Raw genomic sequence first — 15,633 nt, 5'->3', positions numbered from 1 at the left:
TTCCAGCAAAGCTCAACGTTTAAAGAAATTGCATGTTCAATGAAAAAGCCGAGCCGCCTCCAACGCTTCCCCCCGGGTGAGCATCCGGATGACATGCCGCAAGCTCAACGGCACTGTCTGACCAGAAATCTCCAGCACCTCGACAACGGCCTCGACAGACGCTTGAGCCAACCCGCGCCTGCCGCCCTCACGGCGGGCAAAGGCTACCAGGTCAGGCACCGGGACAGGTGACAGCTTTATGACCTACAGGCGGCTTAACAGAGGGGCTGGCAAGGTTGTTAAGGTGTTGCTGGTCAGCACCCAGCTGATCCAGGACATGTCGAACCCGACCTGATAATAGGGGCATTGCCAAGATGCCGCTGAGGATGGCAACAAAAGGGACAGCAGTCCCTCGGAAAGTCCAAAGCTGTTCCCTTTGACCGAAGTTGCGACCCCGGCCTTCTCCACCTCATCCACAACGACAATCGGGTTCGCGATCAGATGCTTCAGGATCGTCATCAAAGGGCGTCCCGGCTGTGCGTTGGCCCAACCGCGCTGGGAGCCCACGATGCCGAACGACGCCTGCTCTGCCGTCGCCTCTACGCCACAGCGGGGCACACAAAGTGCTGTGCTCAGTTGACGGGCCCACATGCTTTTGCCGATCCCCGGCGGGCCGTCCAGCAGCACCGGAGGCAAGCGAAAGCCCGAATCCCCGTTGCGGACGGATCGCCGCATCGACTTCCAAAAGAGATCCGTCGCAGGTGCCATCCAGGGCATGCCGGCATGAAAACCTGCGGCGATTTCATCCGCTTGGTCTTCTGTCCGGATCCTGATCAGGCTCACCCCGTTGCGCAGACCCTCGAGCGCCCTTCGGTCATCGCGCTTCAGGTGTACGAGGCCTGCAGCCGCTTCCCGCCGCTCCGCCAGCCTGTTCACCCGGCGGTCTATCCGGTCCTGAACTTCGCGCTCGAAACGAACCTCCATCAAGTCTGTTTCCCACCGCAGGACGTCCTCCGGATCCTCCGGTTCCGGAGGCACAACGCCGCGCTCTGATACGCGCCGTTCTATCAGAAACCGCTCCAGGCGCCGCCGTATTGCCCGACGTTCTTTGTCGGCATCTAGGAACTCTGCGTCGATGAATTTGATCTTGGACATATCTGGCCCTTTCCCGCGCAATGCGCCGTCTGGCTCCCGATTGCACAGGGTGTGCTCGGGTAAGTGAAGGAAAGAACCTGGCCAGGTTTGATCTGCAGTCCTGCTCGTAACAGCGGTTTCAGTCAACAGGCACAGCGGGCTTGGTCAGGCGAACCGGCCTCGTCAGCAGGCAAAAGGCAACCGGCACCTATGACATTGTTTTAAAAAGAAACCACCGGCCGCGTCGCGGCCGGTGGTCATTAAACCCGTGTCACAATGGTCAGAAAACCCCAAAATGGTCACGTTTTCGCGGGTCATACATCTGCCCGGGGAAAGGGGAACACCGGCCATCAGCCGATTTGTGCAACAGAGCCCCTTGGCCTGCAGCGCGCAACCGGGACAGACGGTCAGGCCGGCGGATCAGGCTTGGACGGCCGCTTTGTCCGGATCAAAACCGGCTTCGCGCATCAGCGCGTCTGAGCGGCTCTCGACCCGTTCTTCCAGCTGCGCCATGAAATCGTCGCGGGCGATCCCAGGCTGCATCGGGTCCAGAAATTCCACCACTGCCAGGCCCGGCTTGCGGTAGATGCCGGTGCGGGGCCAGAACACGCCGACATTGGTGGCGGCCGGCACGCAGGGCTGGTTCAGCCCGTCATAGAGAACCGCGGTCCCGATCTTGTAGGGCTTTCTGGCGCCCGGCGCCACGCGGGTGCCCTGCGAATAGATGATCAGCTGGCCCGGTTCGGTGCTTTCCTTGGCGACATCCTTGACCATCTTGGCAATCGCCGCGCCGCGCTTGCCGCGGTTCACCGGCACGCAGCCCAGCCGTTTGGCGTAGACGCCGATGACCGGCGTCCACATCAGTTCCCGCTTCATGATGAACCGGGCAGAGGGCACCGCGTTGAAGATAATCAGGATATCCAGAAAACTCTGGTGCTTGGCGGCGACGATCACCTCGCCCTCAGGCACCTGGCCGCGCACCTCAGAGCGGATGCCGACCATCCAGCGCGCGGTCCACAGCGACCAGCGCGCATAGGTCTTGCAAGCCGTGCGCGCACCCTTGGGCGACACCATCGCCCAGGGCGCAAACACGATGCCCAGCACCAGCATCGCCAGATACATCTGCGTGATGAAGACCAGCGAGCGCAGCCATTGGATCGGGTGTTTCACGACAGTTCCCCCAGACGTTTGGTGGCCGCCCGGGTGGTGGCGGCAAAGGCCACCAGCGCGCCCAGCGGCGGGATCAGCAAGGGCGCCAGCCAGCCCCAGCCCTGAAAGCCCAGCCCGGTCAGGAAACCGCCCTCAGCAGAGGCTTCCGGCATCAGAAAGACCCCGATCATGCCCGCTGCCACACCAGCGGCGGTGCCGGTCAGCGCCCGCAGGGTGAAGCGGCGGATGAAGGCCTGGGCGATATAGCTGTCCAGCGCACCGACCAGCCGCAGCACCTCGATCACCTGGGCGTTTGCGGCCAGCGCCGCATTGGCAGCCAGAGTGATCATCGCGGCGGTGGCGCCGCCGATCAGCAGGATCGACACCCAAGCCAGGCGGCGCAGCGCCTGGGCCGCATCCACCAGCGGCGCCCGCCAGCGGGTATGGTCATCCAGCACCGCGCCCGGCACCTCGGCCTGCAGCCGCAGCCGCAACCCCTGAGCGTCATAGCCGGCTTCATCGCCCGTCACTTCAATCAGCTGCGGCAGCGGCAGGTCACCCACCGGCACGCCGGCCCCGAACCAGGGCGCCAGCAGCGCCGCCTGCTCCGCGCCGGTCAGGGCGCGGGCGGTGGCGACACCGGGGGTCTGGCGCAGGATCTCCAGCGCCGCCTCGGTCTGCGCCGCGCGCTGCTCTGCCGGGGCGTTGATGCGCAGGGTGGCGGCGCGGGCCAGCTCCTCGGCCCATTGGTCGGCCAGCCGGCCGGAGGCCATCGACAGCGCCAATGCAAAGACCGTGAGGAACGCCATGGCGCCGGAGACAAACAGAGTCAGCTGGGCAGTAAAGCCGCTGGGCGGCACCACCCTGTCGGCCTGAACGTCACCCAGGATCAGCTTGCGCAGCCTGCCTTCGGTCATAGGTCCGCCCCCGCCAGTTGCAGCTGCCGGTTGGAAATCCGCAGCACACGCGCCTGCACCTGGTTCTTGGCGGCCCGGATCAGCGACAGATCATGGGTGGCAACCAGGATGGTCTTGCCCATCCGGTTCAGCTCCACCAGGAGCTGCAGCAGCCGCTGCGACATTTCCCAGTCGACGTTGCCGGTCGGCTCATCGGCGATGATCACATCCGGCGACAGGATCACCGACCGGGCCAGCGCCGCCCGCTGGCGCTCGCCGCCCGACAGTTCCGGCGGCAGCGCATGGGCGCGCTCGCTCAGGCCGACCCAGTTCAGCAGTTCCTGCAGGTTGGCTTCCTCGTGGCTCAGCTCACGCCCCGAGACCAAGAGCGGCAGCGCGATGTTCTCGATCACCGGCAGATGGTCCAGAAACCGGCAATCCTGATGCACCACGCCGACCCGGCGGCGCAGATAGGCCATCTGGTCGCGGTCCAGCCCGTGCACATCCATGTTAAAGGCGCGCACCCGGCCCGCGGTCGGCATCAGCGCGCCGTAGCACAGCTTCAGCAGCGTGGTCTTGCCCGCGCCGGACGGGCCGGTCAGGAAATGGAACGAGCCCGGCGCCAGCTGCACCGACACCGCGTTCAGCAGCTCGCCGCCGCCGTAGTTGTAGCCCACATTTTCCAGCTCGATCACTGCTGCCCCCTGAACGCGCGCATTTTGGCGCCCGGCTGTTTTGCCCCAAGGGGCCGGCAGTTTCAATGGGGGCTCTGTTGCCGGGAAACCCGCGTGAGTGCGGTTGCCGCAATTGCCACTTTCACCGCCTGTGGCGGATGCCTATAATCTCAGGAAAAACAATCTGCCGCCTGCCGGGCGGCGGGATGGTGCCGAGGAGAGCATGATGCGCCTGACCTGCCCGAATTGCGCAGCCCAATACGAAGTGCCCGAGGACGTGATCCCGCCTGAGGGGCGTGATGTGCAGTGCTCGAACTGCGGCCAGACCTGGTTCCAGGCGGCAGCGGGCACCGCTGAAGCCGCCGCAGAGGACGCGCTGGAGAACATCGGCATCGAAGAAGCCTTTGCCCGGGCGGCTGAAGCCGAGGCACGGGAAAAGGCAGAGCAGGAGCTGGCGGCAAAGGCCGAACAGGAAGCCGCAGCGAAAGCGAAGGAAGAACGGGAAAGAGCAGCGCAAGCCGAGCGGGACGCCGAGCAGCAGCTGGACGCTGCGCCTGATCCTGAGCCTGAGCCTGAGCCTGAGCCTGAAGACAGCACGCCGGAAGACACCGCGCAAGAAGACAGCCCGGAACCTGCAGAGGAAGCGGAAACCGCCGCAACCGCGCCGCAGGAGTTCTCTGACGATGACGCCGGCGGTCATGACGGGGACGAGAACCGGGACGAGGGCGAAGACCTTCACGCCGGGGACGCCCAGCAGCCGCAGCGCGGACGCAGGCTGGACCCTGAGATGTCCGATATCCTGCGCGAGGAAGCCGCGCGCGAGGCCGAGTTGCGCAAGGCAGAGGCCCAGAGCCTGGAAACACAGCCCGAACTCGGGCTGGAAGGCGCCGCTCCCGCCGATGACGAAGCAGCCCGCCGCAGCCGCCAGGCCCGCGACCGGATGGCGCGGATGCGCGGCGAGGACCCGCGCCAGCTGGCCGCCGCTGAAAGCGGCTCGCGCAAGGAGCTGTTGCCGGATATCGAGGAAATCAACTCCACCCTGCGCTCCGCCGGAAGCCCGGCCCCTGCAGCGCTGGCGGATCCGGACGAATTGCCGTTGCGGCGCAAGAGCGGTTTTGCCCGCGGGTTTGCCCTGTCGGTGATTGCGGCGCTGGTCCTGGTGATGATCTATGACAAGGCACCGCTGATTGCCGAGAAGCTGCCGCAGGCAGATCCAGCGCTCAGCAGCTACGTGGACTGGATCGATCAGGCGCGGCTGTGGCTGGACAGCCAAGTGAAGTCCATCACCGCCACCCAGTAATAACAGGTCCGCTGAGGACCCCCAAGGGCGGTTCTGCCGTCAGCGGCCCCTGCTGCAAAGGTCAGAACCGGTCCAGCAGCCGCTGCAGATAGCTGCGCTCGCGGTCGCTGCGCTCGCGTTCTCCGGCCCGGCGGCGGATGTCCTCCAGAAGGTCCCAGGCACGGCGGTAGGCCGTGCCTTCGCCCACCTTGCCGCCGTCATCGATACTGCCGTTGTTGCGGCCCAGCGGGTCCAGCCGGTCTCCCTGCGCCGTGGCAGAGGGCTGCTGCCCGTTCTGCGGTCCCGGTTGCTGCTGCTGCGCCAGCGCCTCGCCGAGGCTGCGCATGCCTTCGCGCAACGCCTCCATGGCGTCGGACTGGCGGTCGATGGCCTCGGCATTGTCACGGCCGCGCAGCGCCTCCTCGGCGCCTTCCATGGCGCGGCCTGCGCGGTCCAGCGCCTCGCGCGCTGCCTCACCGGCCTCACCGCCCATATAGGGCAACCCGTCGCGCTGCTGCTGCAACTGCTGGCGCAGCGCCTGCTGCCGGTCGGCCAGCGCGCCGCCCTGACCCGGCTGTTCGCGATTGCTGCCGCCCTGGCCGCCTTGGCCATCAGGGTTGCGGCTCTCGGCGCCGTCGCTGCCCTGCCCGTCGCCCTGGTCGCCGCCCTGGCCGCCCTGATGGCTCTGTCCGCGGCCAAGGCCGCCGTCGCGACCCTCATTGCCCTGGTTCTCGCCGCGGCGGGCGCCGGGGTTGAACTGCTCCTGCAGATCGCGGAATGCCTGATCAGACAGCCCCTGCTGCTCACGCAGGGTTTCGGCCAGCCCCTCCATCGCCTCGCGGCCCTCGTTGCCCTGGCCCTGCCCCTGCTGCGAGCGGGTCATCCGCATGTTCTCCATCATCTCCTGGAACTCACGCAGCGCCTGCTCGGCCTCGGCCATGCGGCCCTGCTCCATCAGTTCCTGGATACGGTCCATCATCGCTTGCAGGTCGTCCTGGCTGAGCGTCATCATGTCTTCGGGCATATCACCCGGATCCATCATCTCCCCGTTCGCCTCTGCCTGGCGGCTGAGCTGGCGCATATAGTCCTGGGTGGCTTCGCGCAGTTCCTGCATCAGGCGCGCGATCTCCTGCTCGCTGGCGCCGTCGCGCATCGCCTGGCTCAGCCGCTCCTGCGCCCGCTGCATCCGCTCCAGCGCGTCGCCCACGTCGCCCTCTTCAAGCTGGATTGCCAGATCCCACAGCGCGGCGGCGATCTCCTCCTGCTGCGGTTCGGGGATTGTTCCGGCAACGGTATAGCTCTCCAGCCGCCGCAGGATGGTGCGCAGCCGCAGGTAATCGCCATAGTCGCGGAACAGCCCTTCGGGGCGGTGCGTCAGGGTGCGGATCACCTGCGCCACCCGCACCGCATTCGCGCGCGCCCACAACAGGTCACGGCGCTGTTCGATCACCGCCGCAGCCAGCGGATCAAAGAAGCGGCGGGTCAGCAGTTCGGCCCCGTATCCCGCGGCAGCAGACGACTGGCCTGCCTCATCCATCGCGGAGAAGGTGAAAACCACCGGCAGGTTGGCCCAGGGGTGCTGGGAGAAATCCTCGATCAGCTTTTCGGTGAAGTCCTTGCGCGAGCCGGACAAGGGCAATGGCAGGTCCAGCACCAGCGCCTCGCGCGGATCGGGGTCCGCGGCCAGCCCGTGCTGCCGCTCCACCGCCGCCAGATCCAGCGCAATCCGCACCTGGCCGGCTGCCACGCCATAATCATCCTGCGCCGCAAAACCTAGGGTGGTGTAGCCGTCGTTTTCCAGCTCCGGCGCGCCCGCAACCGCAACTGAGGGCGGGGTGTCCGGGATCACCTCCACCTGCCAGCTGCGCCCGCCGTCCCCCTCGATGGCAAAGCTGCCGCTGCGGGTGACGTCGAACTCCATTGAAGCCTGCGGCGATTCCGCTCCGCTGCTGTTCAGGCCGGAGACGGTCTCCGCCAGTTCCAGCGCACCCAGTTCGCCATAAAAGCGCAGGGTGACGCGGCTGCCCTGCGGCAGTTTCAGCACCCCTGCGTCCTGATCATTCAGATAAAGCACCGGCAAGCGGGTATAGGCAGGCGGTTCCGCCCAGCCCTCCCAAGCCGGGCCATTCAGGGCTGCGCTGCCGCCTGCCCTCAGATCCTTCACCGTGGCCAGCTGCCAGACAGAGCCGAACAGAACCGCCACAGCCAGCATCAGCCCCGCCATATAGCGCAGGCCATAGGGGTCAGAGGATGCAATGTTCAGATCAGGCGCCGGCGCCTTGGCCTTGGCTGCCGCCGCGGCCATCCGGCGCTGGTGGGCCTGCCACAGCGCGGCGGAGGCCGCATCCTCAGCACCGATGGCCTGGGTATCCAGCAGCGCCGTGACCGGACGGCCCGGCAAGGTTTGATCCATGCGGTCCAGCGCTGCCGCCCTGCTGGGCCAGCGAAAGCGCCAGGCGCCCCAGCCCAGCGCTGCTGTGGCGGCAATCAGCACCGCCATCGCACCAGTCCAGGCCAGCCGCTCCGGCAGTATCTGGTGCAGCCCCAGCATCAGCGCCGCCAGCGCCGCCATCAGCAGCGAGGCCAGCGGCCAGAAGCTGCGCAAGGCACGCTCCGCTACCAGCCCGGCCCGCGTCAGGCCCAGCGGCCAGCGCAGGGGTTTCAGGACCGGATCGGCCTGCCGGTTTCTTTGGCGGTCAAAGGGCATAGGGGCCTCATGATCTGATGGCCCGCGCCGGATCGTGTCCGGATTGCTTCAGAGCCACTCCGGGATGGTATCGCGGTTTATCATCTCTTCATAGTCCGGGCGGCGGCGAATAACCGCGAATTGATCCCCGTGCACAAGCACTTCGGGGATCAGCGGGCGGGAATTGTACTCGCTCGCCATCACCGCGCCATAGGCGCCTGCACTGCGGAAGGAGACCATATCACCCGCCGCCAGCGGCGGCAGATCGCGCTGCTTGGCAAAGGTATCGCCGGTCTCGCAGACCGGTCCGACAATGTCATAGGGCTGGCTTTCCACGCCCGCTACGGCTTCCTGAACAGGGATGATGTCGTGATGCGCCTCATACATCGCCGGGCGGATCAGGTCGTTCATCGCCGCATCCAGGATCAGGAAATCTCGCCCCTCGCCCGACTTCACATAGATCACCTTGCTGACCAGCTGGCCCGCGTTGCCGGCGATCAGGCGGCCCGGCTCGATCTCGATCTCGCAGCCGAGGTGGCCCAGGGTTTCTTTGACCATCTGGCCGTATTCCACCGGCAGCGGCGGTGCGGTGTTGGAACGCTCATACGGGATGCCAAGTCCGCCGCCCAAGTCGAGGCGGCGGATATCGTGGCCATCGGCGCGCAGGGTTTCCGTCAGCTCCGCCACCTTCTGATAGGCCAGCCGGAACGGCTCCAGGTCGGTCAGCTGCGAACCGATGTGGACGTCGATCCCCACCACCTCCAGCCCCGAAAGCGCGGCGGCGCGGGCATAGACCTCGCGGGCGCGGGCAATCGGGATGCCGAATTTGTTCTCGGATTTGCCGGTGGCGATCTTGGCGTGGGTCTTGGCGTCCACATCCGGGTTCACCCGGATGGTGATGGGGGCCTTGGTGCCCAGCTCCGCAGCCACGGCGCTGATCACCTCCATCTCCGGCTCGGATTCCACGTTGAACTGGCGGATGCCGCCGGTCAAAGCCGTGCGGATTTCATCTGCCGTCTTGCCGACGCCGGAAAAGACGATCCTGTCCCCCGGCACGCCTGCCGCCTTGGCGCGCAGGTATTCGCCCTGGCTGACCACATCCATGCCCGCACCGGCCTGTGCCAGGGTCTTGAGGATCGCCTGGTTGGAGGCTGCCTTCATCGCAAAGCAGACCAGATGATCGGTCCCATCCAGTGCTTCGTCAAACAGGCGGAAATGGCGCAGCAGGGTGGCGGTGGAATAGACATAGAACGGAGTGCCCACCGCCGCGGCGATCTCGGAGATGGGAACGTCTTCGGCGTAAAGCGCGCCGTCGCGGTAGAGAAAATGGTCCATGCCCCCGCGTTTAGGGCAAAACGGGCAGATGGATCAAATGATTCCGCCCCGCGCGACCTGGCGGACACAAAGGCGCTCTCCCGCCCGCCGCAGACGCATCAAAGATGTGCCCGCGCCCGTTGGGTCCGGCGCCGCGCTGGCGCGCGGCGGGCCAAAGCAAACCCCTCCGGCGTCACGTCCCGCACGAGCGGCCGAATTTGAGTATTTCGGGAAAGATGAAAACACCCGGCCTGCGCCTTCATCTTTCCCAAAATACTCACTGCCCGGCATCAGCGGCACCCGCGGCGCCTGTGGTGTTGCGCACCCGGCGTACGCCCCAGTGACGGCATTTTAAGCCCCCTGTGCCATGATGTTTCCTGATCGCGGTCACTGCCGGGCCTGACACCCCCGGCGTTCAGGAACAGGGCCCCTTGGCACGGGCACGCACAGACGACGTTTCGCGTGCGGGAGCAACCCTCCCGTCCCGCCTCCGCCCCTTGGCGGCGCCGCCATCCTTAACAGCTGAATACAGCATATCAGATACGGAACGCTCAACAGCGGACAGAAACCGGACGGGACAGAGGCCCGGACCGGCTCTTGCCCGTGTGTGCTAGAAGCTGGCGGAAACCCCGACCCGGCCAAAGCCTGAGACTTTCACACCGGTTGCCGCTGGTTCGGGCTTTTGCGGCGGGCTGGCGGCTGGCGCGCCGGTATCGCAGGCAGCAAGGCCCAGCAGGGCCAGAACAACAACAGCCGTTTTCATGGCAATATCCTTCAACCAAAACCGCCCCGGCGGAAATGCGGGGCGGCTCTGAAATGGCTGTTTTGCAGCGCCGCATCAAGGGCGCACGGAACTAGAAGCCCAGAAAGACGCTGAGCGGCCCCTTGTGCAGCCCCACAGCGCCGCCGACGTGGACACCGCCGCTGCCGACGCCAACACCGGCGTTCAGTGTCGGCTGCACCGGTTCGCCATCGGCGCCGCAGGCCGACAGCACCGCCAACCCCAGCAAAGCAAAGATCATGTTGCGCATTGTCTGCCTCCTTGCCGCAGCCGCCCCTGACGGGATCAGCCTGCCAGAATCTCTGTCCAGCGGGCCACCTGCGCGCGCACCTGGGCGGGCGCGGTGCCGCCATAAGACATGCGCGAGTTTACTGAATTCTCAACGCCAAGCACAGAGAATATGTCTCCGGTGATCCCTGCATGCACACCCTGCATATCCTCCAGGGAGAGGTCCGGCAGGTCGCAGCCGCGTTTTTCGGCCATCGCCACAAGCGTGCCGGTCACGTGGTGGGCATCGCGGAACGGCACCTTCAGCACCCGCACCAGCCAGTCGGCCAGATCGGTGGCGGTGGAGAAGCCGGAACCCGCTGCTGCCGCCAGAGACTCGCGGTTGCCGGTCATGTCCTTCACCATGCCTTCCATCGCCGCCAGTGCCAGCATCCAGTTATCGGCGGCGTCAAACACCTGTTCCTTGTCTTCCTGCATGTCCTTGGAATAGGTGAGCGGCAGCCCCTTCATCACCATCATCAGCGCGGTGTTGGCGCCAAAAATCCGGCCCACCTTGGCGCGGATCAGCTCGGCGGCATCCGGGTTCTTCTTCTGCGGCATGATCGACGAGCCGGTGGAGAAACGGTCCGAGAGGGTCACGAAGCGGAACTGGGCGGAAGACCAGATCACCAGCTCTTCGGCAAAGCGGCTGAGGTGCATGGCGCTGATCGAGGCGCAGGACAGGAATTCCAGCGCGAAGTCACGGTCAGAGACCGCATCCAGCGAATTGGCAGCAGGGCGGTCAAAGCCCAGCGCCTTTGCGGTCATCTCCCGGTCGATCGGGAAGGAGGTGCCGGCCAGCGCTGCGGCACCCAGCGGCGATTCGTTCATCCGCGCGCGGGCGTCGCGGACGCGGGACAGATCGCGGCCGAACATTTCGACATAGGCCATCATGTGGTGGCCCCAGGTGACCGGCTGCGCGGTCTGCAGATGGGTGAAGCCCGGCATCACCCAGTCCGCGCCGGCTTCGGCCTGCGACAGAAGCGCGCGGATCAGCGCCAGCAGGCCCGTTTCCGCCGCATCCAGCTGGTCGCGCACCCAGAGTTTGAAGTCGGTTGCCACCTGGTCGTTACGGCTCCGGCCGGTGTGCAGACGGCCTGCGGGCTCGCCGATGATCTCCTTCAGGCGCGCCTCCACATTCATGTGGATGTCCTCCAGCGCGGTGGAAAACTGGAAGGTTCCGCCCTCGATCTCTGACAAAACGGTGAGCAGCCCTTCCCGAATGGCCTCGGCATCATTATCCGTAATGACGCCTGTGGCGGCGAGCATCGCCGCATGGGCCCTGGAGCCTGCGATGTCCTGTGCTGCCATCCGCTTGTCGAACCCGATCGAGGCGTTGATCGCCTCCATGATCGCGTCCGGGCCAGCGGCAAAGCGGCCGCCCCACATCTGGTTCGAGGATTGATCTGTCATGGTGTGGAACCCCGGAGATAAAATGCGTCTGTTTCGTCAGCTTTCCCTTTATATGGCCCTCGCCTTGGGTGCAAATGCCGCCTTTGCAGCGGACCCCGCGCAGCTGGAGGCCCTGCGCGACGGCTCGATGAAGAAACTGGTCGTGCATGCCGAGCCGCGCGATGTGTCCGCCGCCGCCTTTGATCTGGCCGACGGTGCCGGCACCGCAACCCTGGCAGATTACCAGGGCAAGATCGTGCTGTTGAACTTCTGGGCCACCTGGTGCGCCCCCTGCCGCAAGGAGATGCCGCAGCTGGCGGAGCTGCAGGCGGAGTTCGGCGGCGAGGATTTCGAGGTGCTGACCATCGCCACCGGGCGCAATTCGCCAGCCGGCATCCAGAAGTTTTTTGACGAGAACGGCATCACCAGCCTGCCCCGCCACCAGGACCCGAAACAGGCGCTGGCCCGCGAGATGGCGGTGATCGGCCTGCCGATCACGGTGCTGCTGGACCGCGAGGGCAAGGAAGTGGCGCGGCTCCTGGGTGATGCCGAGTGGAACTCGGACAGTGCCAAGGCGATTGTCAGCGCGATGATTGGTGAGGCTGAGGAGTGAAGGAACGGAGATCTACGCTCCGGCTTTTCACAAAGGATTGCGCAGAAGTTCCACGTATAGACGATTGCTGGGCGAAGTTGGCCGCACTGGGGAAGCTCAAACAATTTTCCACACAGCCGCAAACATAGGCTTCTTACCGGAAGGCAGAAGGTGATTGGGAATAACAGCATGGCTGATGAGATCTACGAACCGTTTACAATCATAAAAAAATCTCCTGAAAGATTGACTGTGTACTTCGGCTTAGAAAATTCTGGAGGGCAATTTTCTGTCTTGTGCGCTCATTTCTTGACTGAAAAGGATTTGAGCTTGCAGTCTGAAGCATTGCAGAAGGTGCTTCTGAACATGACATTTTATACTCTGGAGTCTGCATTCGGAGACTTGCATGAACGGCAATGGCATTCGACTAAATCCGCTGCACTCAAGAGTTTTTCAACACTTCCTTCAAACCAAGAGGTCTGAGCCTGCGCGCGCCCCAAGCTACTCCACCTGACCCAGCAGACATTCGCACTACCCTTTTAATGAGGGACGCTCGCACAGGGTGCCCCCAGTACATTGGGTGGAGAGTGAAATGAAACCTGTTGTTTTACTGATCGGAAAGCTGCCGCATGTGATCGGCAATGTGGCTGAGGAGCTGGACCATCTGCCGATCCACTGGCTGGGCGCGCATGACCAGCCCGAGGTGGTGCGCCAGCTGGAAAACGAGCCGCGCATCGAATGCGTGATCATGGGCGCGGGCCTGGATGATCAGATCCGCGGCGACCTCATCGGCATCATCGCGGCGCTCAGGCCCGATGTCTGCATCCATCTCAAGGACCGCGCCTCCGGCCCCGAAGGGCTGGTGCCCTTTGTCGAGCGCGTCGTCCAGATGCAGGTTCTGGCCCGCCCGCGCAGCGCCGCCATGGCCGGTTAGCGGCGGCCGGGCTTGACCCCACGCCACCTTTGACAGGCCTCAGCCCGCCCGCCAGTCTGCTTGCGGGAGGTCGCAGATGGCGCTGGAATTGCTCTTGGCCCTTGTGCTGGGCGGGATATCTGGAATTGCGGTGCTGCTGCATCTGACCGGGCGCTCCCGGCAGGCTGTGCTGGGCTTTGAAACCGCACGCGGCGCCTGGCTGCGCCATTTCCCCGGTGACTGTGTCCTCAAAGTGCTGCCTGCCGCCAGCGGACAGGCCGCGCTGGTGCTGACCAGCGGCGGGCCCGGGCTGCTATGGTCCTTTGGCGCCGATACTGTTGGCCGCCATCTGGCCGGAAGCGATGTCCGCGAAACCGCCACCGGGCTGCGCTTTGAATTCAACGACTTCGCCGCCCCCGGCCTCTCCCTCACCCTATCCGAAAGCGAACGCCGGCAGTGGCTGGCGCTGATCAGCACCCCGGCGGAGGCCGCATGACCGGAGAGATCTCCTATCCCGACGTGACCCAGCTGGCGGTGCCGTTCTTCATCGCCGCCATTCTGACTGAATTCCTGTGGATTGCGGTCAAGCGCCGCGGCGGACGGTATGAAACCCGCGATGCGGTGACCTCTCTCATCATGGGCGCGGGCAGCGTCGCTGAGGGGCTGCTGCTGGGGTTTGTCGCCTGGACGCTGTTCATGTTCCTGTGGGAGCTGACGCCGCTGGACATGGGCACCTCTGTGTGGGCGGTGCTGGCCTGTTTCGTGCTGGATGATCTGCGCTATTACTGGGTGCACCGGTTCGGCCACCGGGTGCGCTGGGTCTGGGCGTCGCATGTCAATCATCACTCCAGCCAGCATTACAACCTGACCACCGCACTGCGGCAGACCTGGACCGGGACCTTCACCTTCATGATGATCGTGAAGGCGCCGATGGTGCTCTTGGGCTTTCACCCGGCGCTGGTGCTGTTCTGCGGCGGGCTGAACCTGATCTACCAGTTCTGGATCCACACCGAGGCCGTCAGCCGCCTGCCCCGCTGGTTCGAGGCGGTGATGAACACCCCCAGCCATCACCGCGCCCACCATGGCCGCAATCCGCGCTACCTGGATTGCAACTATGCCGGCGTCTTCATCATCTGGGACAAAATGTTCGGCACCTTCGTGCCGGAACAGGACCACGACCGCCCCGACTACGGCCTGGTGCACAACATCGCCACCTTCAACCCGCTGCGGGTCGCCTTTCATGAATGGGCGGGCATTTTCAAGGACATGGCCCAGCCCGGCCTGACCCTGAAGCAGCGGCTGCTTTATGCCTTTGCGCCGCCCGGCTACAGCCATGACGGCAGCCGCGATACCTCTGCCGGGATCAAGGCCGCCCATCTGGCGCGCCACCCCGAAGACGCAGGCACGCCCGGCTTCGGCGGATGACCGCCTGCGGCGCCCGGGAAGATCATTCAAATTTGAACTTTAATCCTGCCTCAACCCTTTTGCGGCAGCCTGCGCGGAACATGATACTCACCCCAGCTTCAGCACAAAAAGGGGCCTCGCAGCAGATGAGCAGACGTAAGACAGATTTTCCGGAAGGTGCAGAAAATCCGCTGAGCGCAGCGGTGGCCGGACGCGACCGCTCCACGCTTGAAATGGTGGCCGAAGCCGTGCGGCACAATCAGACCGTTCTGGCCTACCAGCCCATCATGCAGGCGATGGCGCCGCATGGCGTTGCCTTCTACGAGGGTTACATCCGGGTGCTGGACCCGACCGGCCGGGTGATCCCGGCACGCGAATTCATGCATGTGGTCGAAGACAAGGAGATCGGCCGCGAAATGGACTGCCTGGCGCTGCAGCACGGGCTGAAGGCGCTGGAGAAATATCCTCAGGTCCGCCTGTCCGTGAACATGTCAGCGCGGTCCATCGGCTATCAGCGCTGGATGCAGGTGCTGGAACGTTTCCTGAAACGCGACAGCACGCTTGGCGAACGGCTGGTGCTGGAAATCACCGAGGCCTCTGCCATGGCCGCTCCGGAACTGGTGACTGACTTCATGGGCCGGATGCAGCCGCACGGGATCGCCTTTGCGCTCGACAATTTCGGCGCCAGCACGACCTCGATCGGCAACTTCCGCCAGTTCTTCTTTGACGCGGTCAAGATCGACGGCCAGTTCGTGCGCGGCATTCACACCAGCCACGACAACCAGGCCGTTGTCCGCGCGCTGATCGGCATCGCCAAGCAATTCGACATGCTGACCGTCGCGGAATCGGTCGAGAGCCAGGCAGACGCGGAATTCCTGGTGGACAACGGTGTCGACTGCCTGCAGGGCTACCTGTTCGGCGCCCCGTCGGTCACACCGCCCTGGATCGAGGACATGAAACGGCAGGAAAACGGCTGATCGGACGCAGCACGGGCCGTGGCGCAGGCCCAAGGCCTGCACCCGGCAGCGATCCCCCGCCCCGCCCCGGATTCCGGGATTTGTTCCGGTCTTTTCAACTGCTTTGCCGCCCCGCCCGGCAGCGGCCCGCATAGGGCGCCGTTGCTGCCCTGCAGCATCGTGGCGCCCTGCTGACGGAAATCCTGCCGTTCTGGACGTA

At 65.0% G+C, this 15,633-nt stretch carries 16 protein-coding genes; 7 read left to right on the top strand and 9 right to left on the bottom strand.

The window, feature by feature from the left end:
• Nucleotides 1-243: 243 nt before the first annotated feature.
• From K3725_RS04260 to K3725_RS04245, 4 genes are all read right to left on the bottom strand, one after another.
• Nucleotides 244-1,134: an AAA family ATPase gene (locus K3725_RS04260; protein WP_260017617.1), complete on the bottom strand. Its 891-nt coding sequence runs from the start codon at nt 1,132-1,134 to the stop codon at nt 244-246.
• 399 nt (nt 1,135-1,533) lie between these two features.
• Nucleotides 1,534-2,283, bottom strand: coding sequence for a 1-acyl-sn-glycerol-3-phosphate acyltransferase (locus K3725_RS04255; RefSeq protein ID WP_260017616.1), 750 nt, complete (start codon nt 2,281-2,283; stop codon nt 1,534-1,536).
• The gene (locus K3725_RS04250; RefSeq protein ID WP_260017615.1) at nt 2,280-3,179 is read right to left on the bottom strand and encodes an ABC transporter permease; all 900 of its coding nucleotides are present in this window, start codon (nt 3,177-3,179) and stop codon (nt 2,280-2,282) included. The genes K3725_RS04255 and K3725_RS04250 overlap by 4 nt, the downstream gene beginning before the upstream one ends.
• A complete protein-coding gene (locus K3725_RS04245) occupies nt 3,176-3,853 on the bottom strand; it encodes a cell division ATP-binding protein FtsE (protein ID WP_039181773.1) in 678 nt (225 codons plus the stop codon). Before K3725_RS04245 ends, K3725_RS04250 begins: the two co-directional genes overlap by 4 nt.
• Nucleotides 3,854-4,055: 202 nt before the next feature.
• Between K3725_RS04245 and K3725_RS04240 the strand changes: the two genes are divergently transcribed.
• Nucleotides 4,056-5,132, top strand: coding sequence for a zinc-ribbon domain-containing protein (locus K3725_RS04240; protein WP_409201595.1), 1,077 nt, complete (start codon nt 4,056-4,058; stop codon nt 5,130-5,132).
• A gap of 61 nt (nt 5,133-5,193) precedes the next feature.
• Here the strand turns inward: K3725_RS04240 and K3725_RS04235 are convergent, their stop codons facing one another.
• From K3725_RS04235 to argH, 5 genes are all read right to left on the bottom strand, one after another.
• On the bottom strand, nt 5,194-7,818 hold the full coding sequence (locus K3725_RS04235) for a TIGR02302 family protein (protein ID WP_260017614.1): 2,625 nt from the start codon (nt 7,816-7,818) through the stop codon (nt 5,194-5,196).
• Nucleotides 7,819-7,866: 48 nt separating this feature from the next.
• The gene (gene lysA / locus K3725_RS04230; protein ID WP_260017613.1) at nt 7,867-9,132 is read right to left on the bottom strand and encodes a diaminopimelate decarboxylase; all 1,266 of its coding nucleotides are present in this window, start codon (nt 9,130-9,132) and stop codon (nt 7,867-7,869) included.
• Between the two features lie 589 nt (nt 9,133-9,721).
• On the bottom strand, nt 9,722-9,874 hold the full coding sequence (locus K3725_RS04225; protein ID WP_260017612.1) for a hypothetical protein: 153 nt from the start codon (nt 9,872-9,874) through the stop codon (nt 9,722-9,724).
• 91 nt (nt 9,875-9,965) lie between these two features.
• On the bottom strand, nt 9,966-10,142 hold the full coding sequence (locus K3725_RS04220; protein WP_260017611.1) for a hypothetical protein: 177 nt from the start codon (nt 10,140-10,142) through the stop codon (nt 9,966-9,968).
• Between the two features lie 35 nt (nt 10,143-10,177).
• The gene (gene argH / locus K3725_RS04215; RefSeq protein ID WP_260017610.1) at nt 10,178-11,572 is read right to left on the bottom strand and encodes an argininosuccinate lyase; all 1,395 of its coding nucleotides are present in this window, start codon (nt 11,570-11,572) and stop codon (nt 10,178-10,180) included.
• A gap of 22 nt (nt 11,573-11,594) precedes the next feature.
• Here argH and K3725_RS04210 point away from each other — a divergent pair, with 22 nt between their 5' ends.
• The 6 genes from K3725_RS04210 to K3725_RS04185 all read left to right on the top strand — a co-directional run bounded on the left by K3725_RS04210 (nt 11,595) and on the right by K3725_RS04185 (nt 15,434).
• Nucleotides 11,595-12,164 (top strand): TlpA disulfide reductase family protein, encoded by a 570-nt coding sequence (locus tag K3725_RS04210; protein WP_260017609.1) that lies wholly within the window; start codon nt 11,595-11,597, stop codon nt 12,162-12,164.
• Nucleotides 12,165-12,332: 168 nt separating this feature from the next.
• The gene (locus K3725_RS04205; protein ID WP_260017608.1) at nt 12,333-12,623 is read left to right on the top strand and encodes a hypothetical protein; all 291 of its coding nucleotides are present in this window, start codon (nt 12,333-12,335) and stop codon (nt 12,621-12,623) included.
• Between the two features lie 109 nt (nt 12,624-12,732).
• A complete protein-coding gene (locus K3725_RS04200) occupies nt 12,733-13,074 on the top strand; it encodes a hypothetical protein (protein WP_260017607.1) in 342 nt (113 codons plus the stop codon).
• Nucleotides 13,075-13,150: 76 nt separating this feature from the next.
• A complete protein-coding gene (locus tag K3725_RS04195; RefSeq protein WP_260017606.1) occupies nt 13,151-13,549 on the top strand; it encodes a hypothetical protein in 399 nt (132 codons plus the stop codon).
• Complete coding sequence (locus K3725_RS04190; protein ID WP_260017605.1) at nt 13,546-14,478, top strand: sterol desaturase family protein; 933 nt, start codon at nt 13,546-13,548, stop codon at nt 14,476-14,478. Before K3725_RS04195 ends, K3725_RS04190 begins: the two co-directional genes overlap by 4 nt.
• Before the next feature lie 125 nt (nt 14,479-14,603).
• Nucleotides 14,604-15,434 (top strand): EAL domain-containing protein, encoded by an 831-nt coding sequence (locus K3725_RS04185; protein WP_260017604.1) that lies wholly within the window; start codon nt 14,604-14,606, stop codon nt 15,432-15,434.
• The last annotated feature ends 199 nt before the right edge of the window (nt 15,435-15,633 follow it).

The sequence above is a fragment of the Leisingera sp. S132 genome (assembly GCF_025144465.1).
Classification (GTDB): domain Bacteria; phylum Pseudomonadota; class Alphaproteobacteria; order Rhodobacterales; family Rhodobacteraceae; genus Leisingera.
The sequence above is the reverse complement of the archived record's forward strand: the minus strand, read 5'-3'. Positions and strand labels throughout refer to the sequence as shown.

What these genes read in the sequence shown, in the direction of transcription:
- K3725_RS04260 (WP_260017617.1), bottom strand. Translation starts at nt 1,134, where the DNA reads ATGTCCAAGATCAAATTCATCGACGCAGAGTTCCTAGATGCCGACAAA.
- K3725_RS04250 (WP_260017615.1), bottom strand. Translation starts at nt 3,179, where the DNA reads ATGACCGAAGGCAGGCTGCGCAAGCTGATCCTGGGTGACGTTCAGGCC.
- K3725_RS04240 (WP_409201595.1), top strand. Translation starts at nt 4,056, where the DNA reads ATGATGCGCCTGACCTGCCCGAATTGCGCAGCCCAATACGAAGTGCCC.
- K3725_RS04235 (WP_260017614.1), bottom strand. Translation starts at nt 7,818, where the DNA reads ATGCCCTTTGACCGCCAAAGAAACCGGCAGGCCGATCCGGTCCTGAAA.
- lysA (WP_260017613.1), bottom strand. Translation starts at nt 9,132, where the DNA reads ATGGACCATTTTCTCTACCGCGACGGCGCGCTTTACGCCGAAGACGTT.
- K3725_RS04225 (WP_260017612.1), bottom strand. Translation starts at nt 9,874, where the DNA reads ATGAAAACGGCTGTTGTTGTTCTGGCCCTGCTGGGCCTTGCTGCCTGC.
- K3725_RS04220 (WP_260017611.1), bottom strand. Translation starts at nt 10,142, where the DNA reads ATGCGCAACATGATCTTTGCTTTGCTGGGGTTGGCGGTGCTGTCGGCC.
- argH (WP_260017610.1), bottom strand. Translation starts at nt 11,572, where the DNA reads ATGACAGATCAATCCTCGAACCAGATGTGGGGCGGCCGCTTTGCCGCT.
- K3725_RS04210 (WP_260017609.1), top strand. Translation starts at nt 11,595, where the DNA reads ATGCGTCTGTTTCGTCAGCTTTCCCTTTATATGGCCCTCGCCTTGGGT.
- K3725_RS04205 (WP_260017608.1), top strand. Translation starts at nt 12,333, where the DNA reads ATGGCTGATGAGATCTACGAACCGTTTACAATCATAAAAAAATCTCCT.
- K3725_RS04200 (WP_260017607.1), top strand. Translation starts at nt 12,733, where the DNA reads ATGAAACCTGTTGTTTTACTGATCGGAAAGCTGCCGCATGTGATCGGC.
- K3725_RS04195 (WP_260017606.1), top strand. Translation starts at nt 13,151, where the DNA reads ATGGCGCTGGAATTGCTCTTGGCCCTTGTGCTGGGCGGGATATCTGGA.
- K3725_RS04190 (WP_260017605.1), top strand. Translation starts at nt 13,546, where the DNA reads ATGACCGGAGAGATCTCCTATCCCGACGTGACCCAGCTGGCGGTGCCG.
- K3725_RS04185 (WP_260017604.1), top strand. Translation starts at nt 14,604, where the DNA reads ATGAGCAGACGTAAGACAGATTTTCCGGAAGGTGCAGAAAATCCGCTG.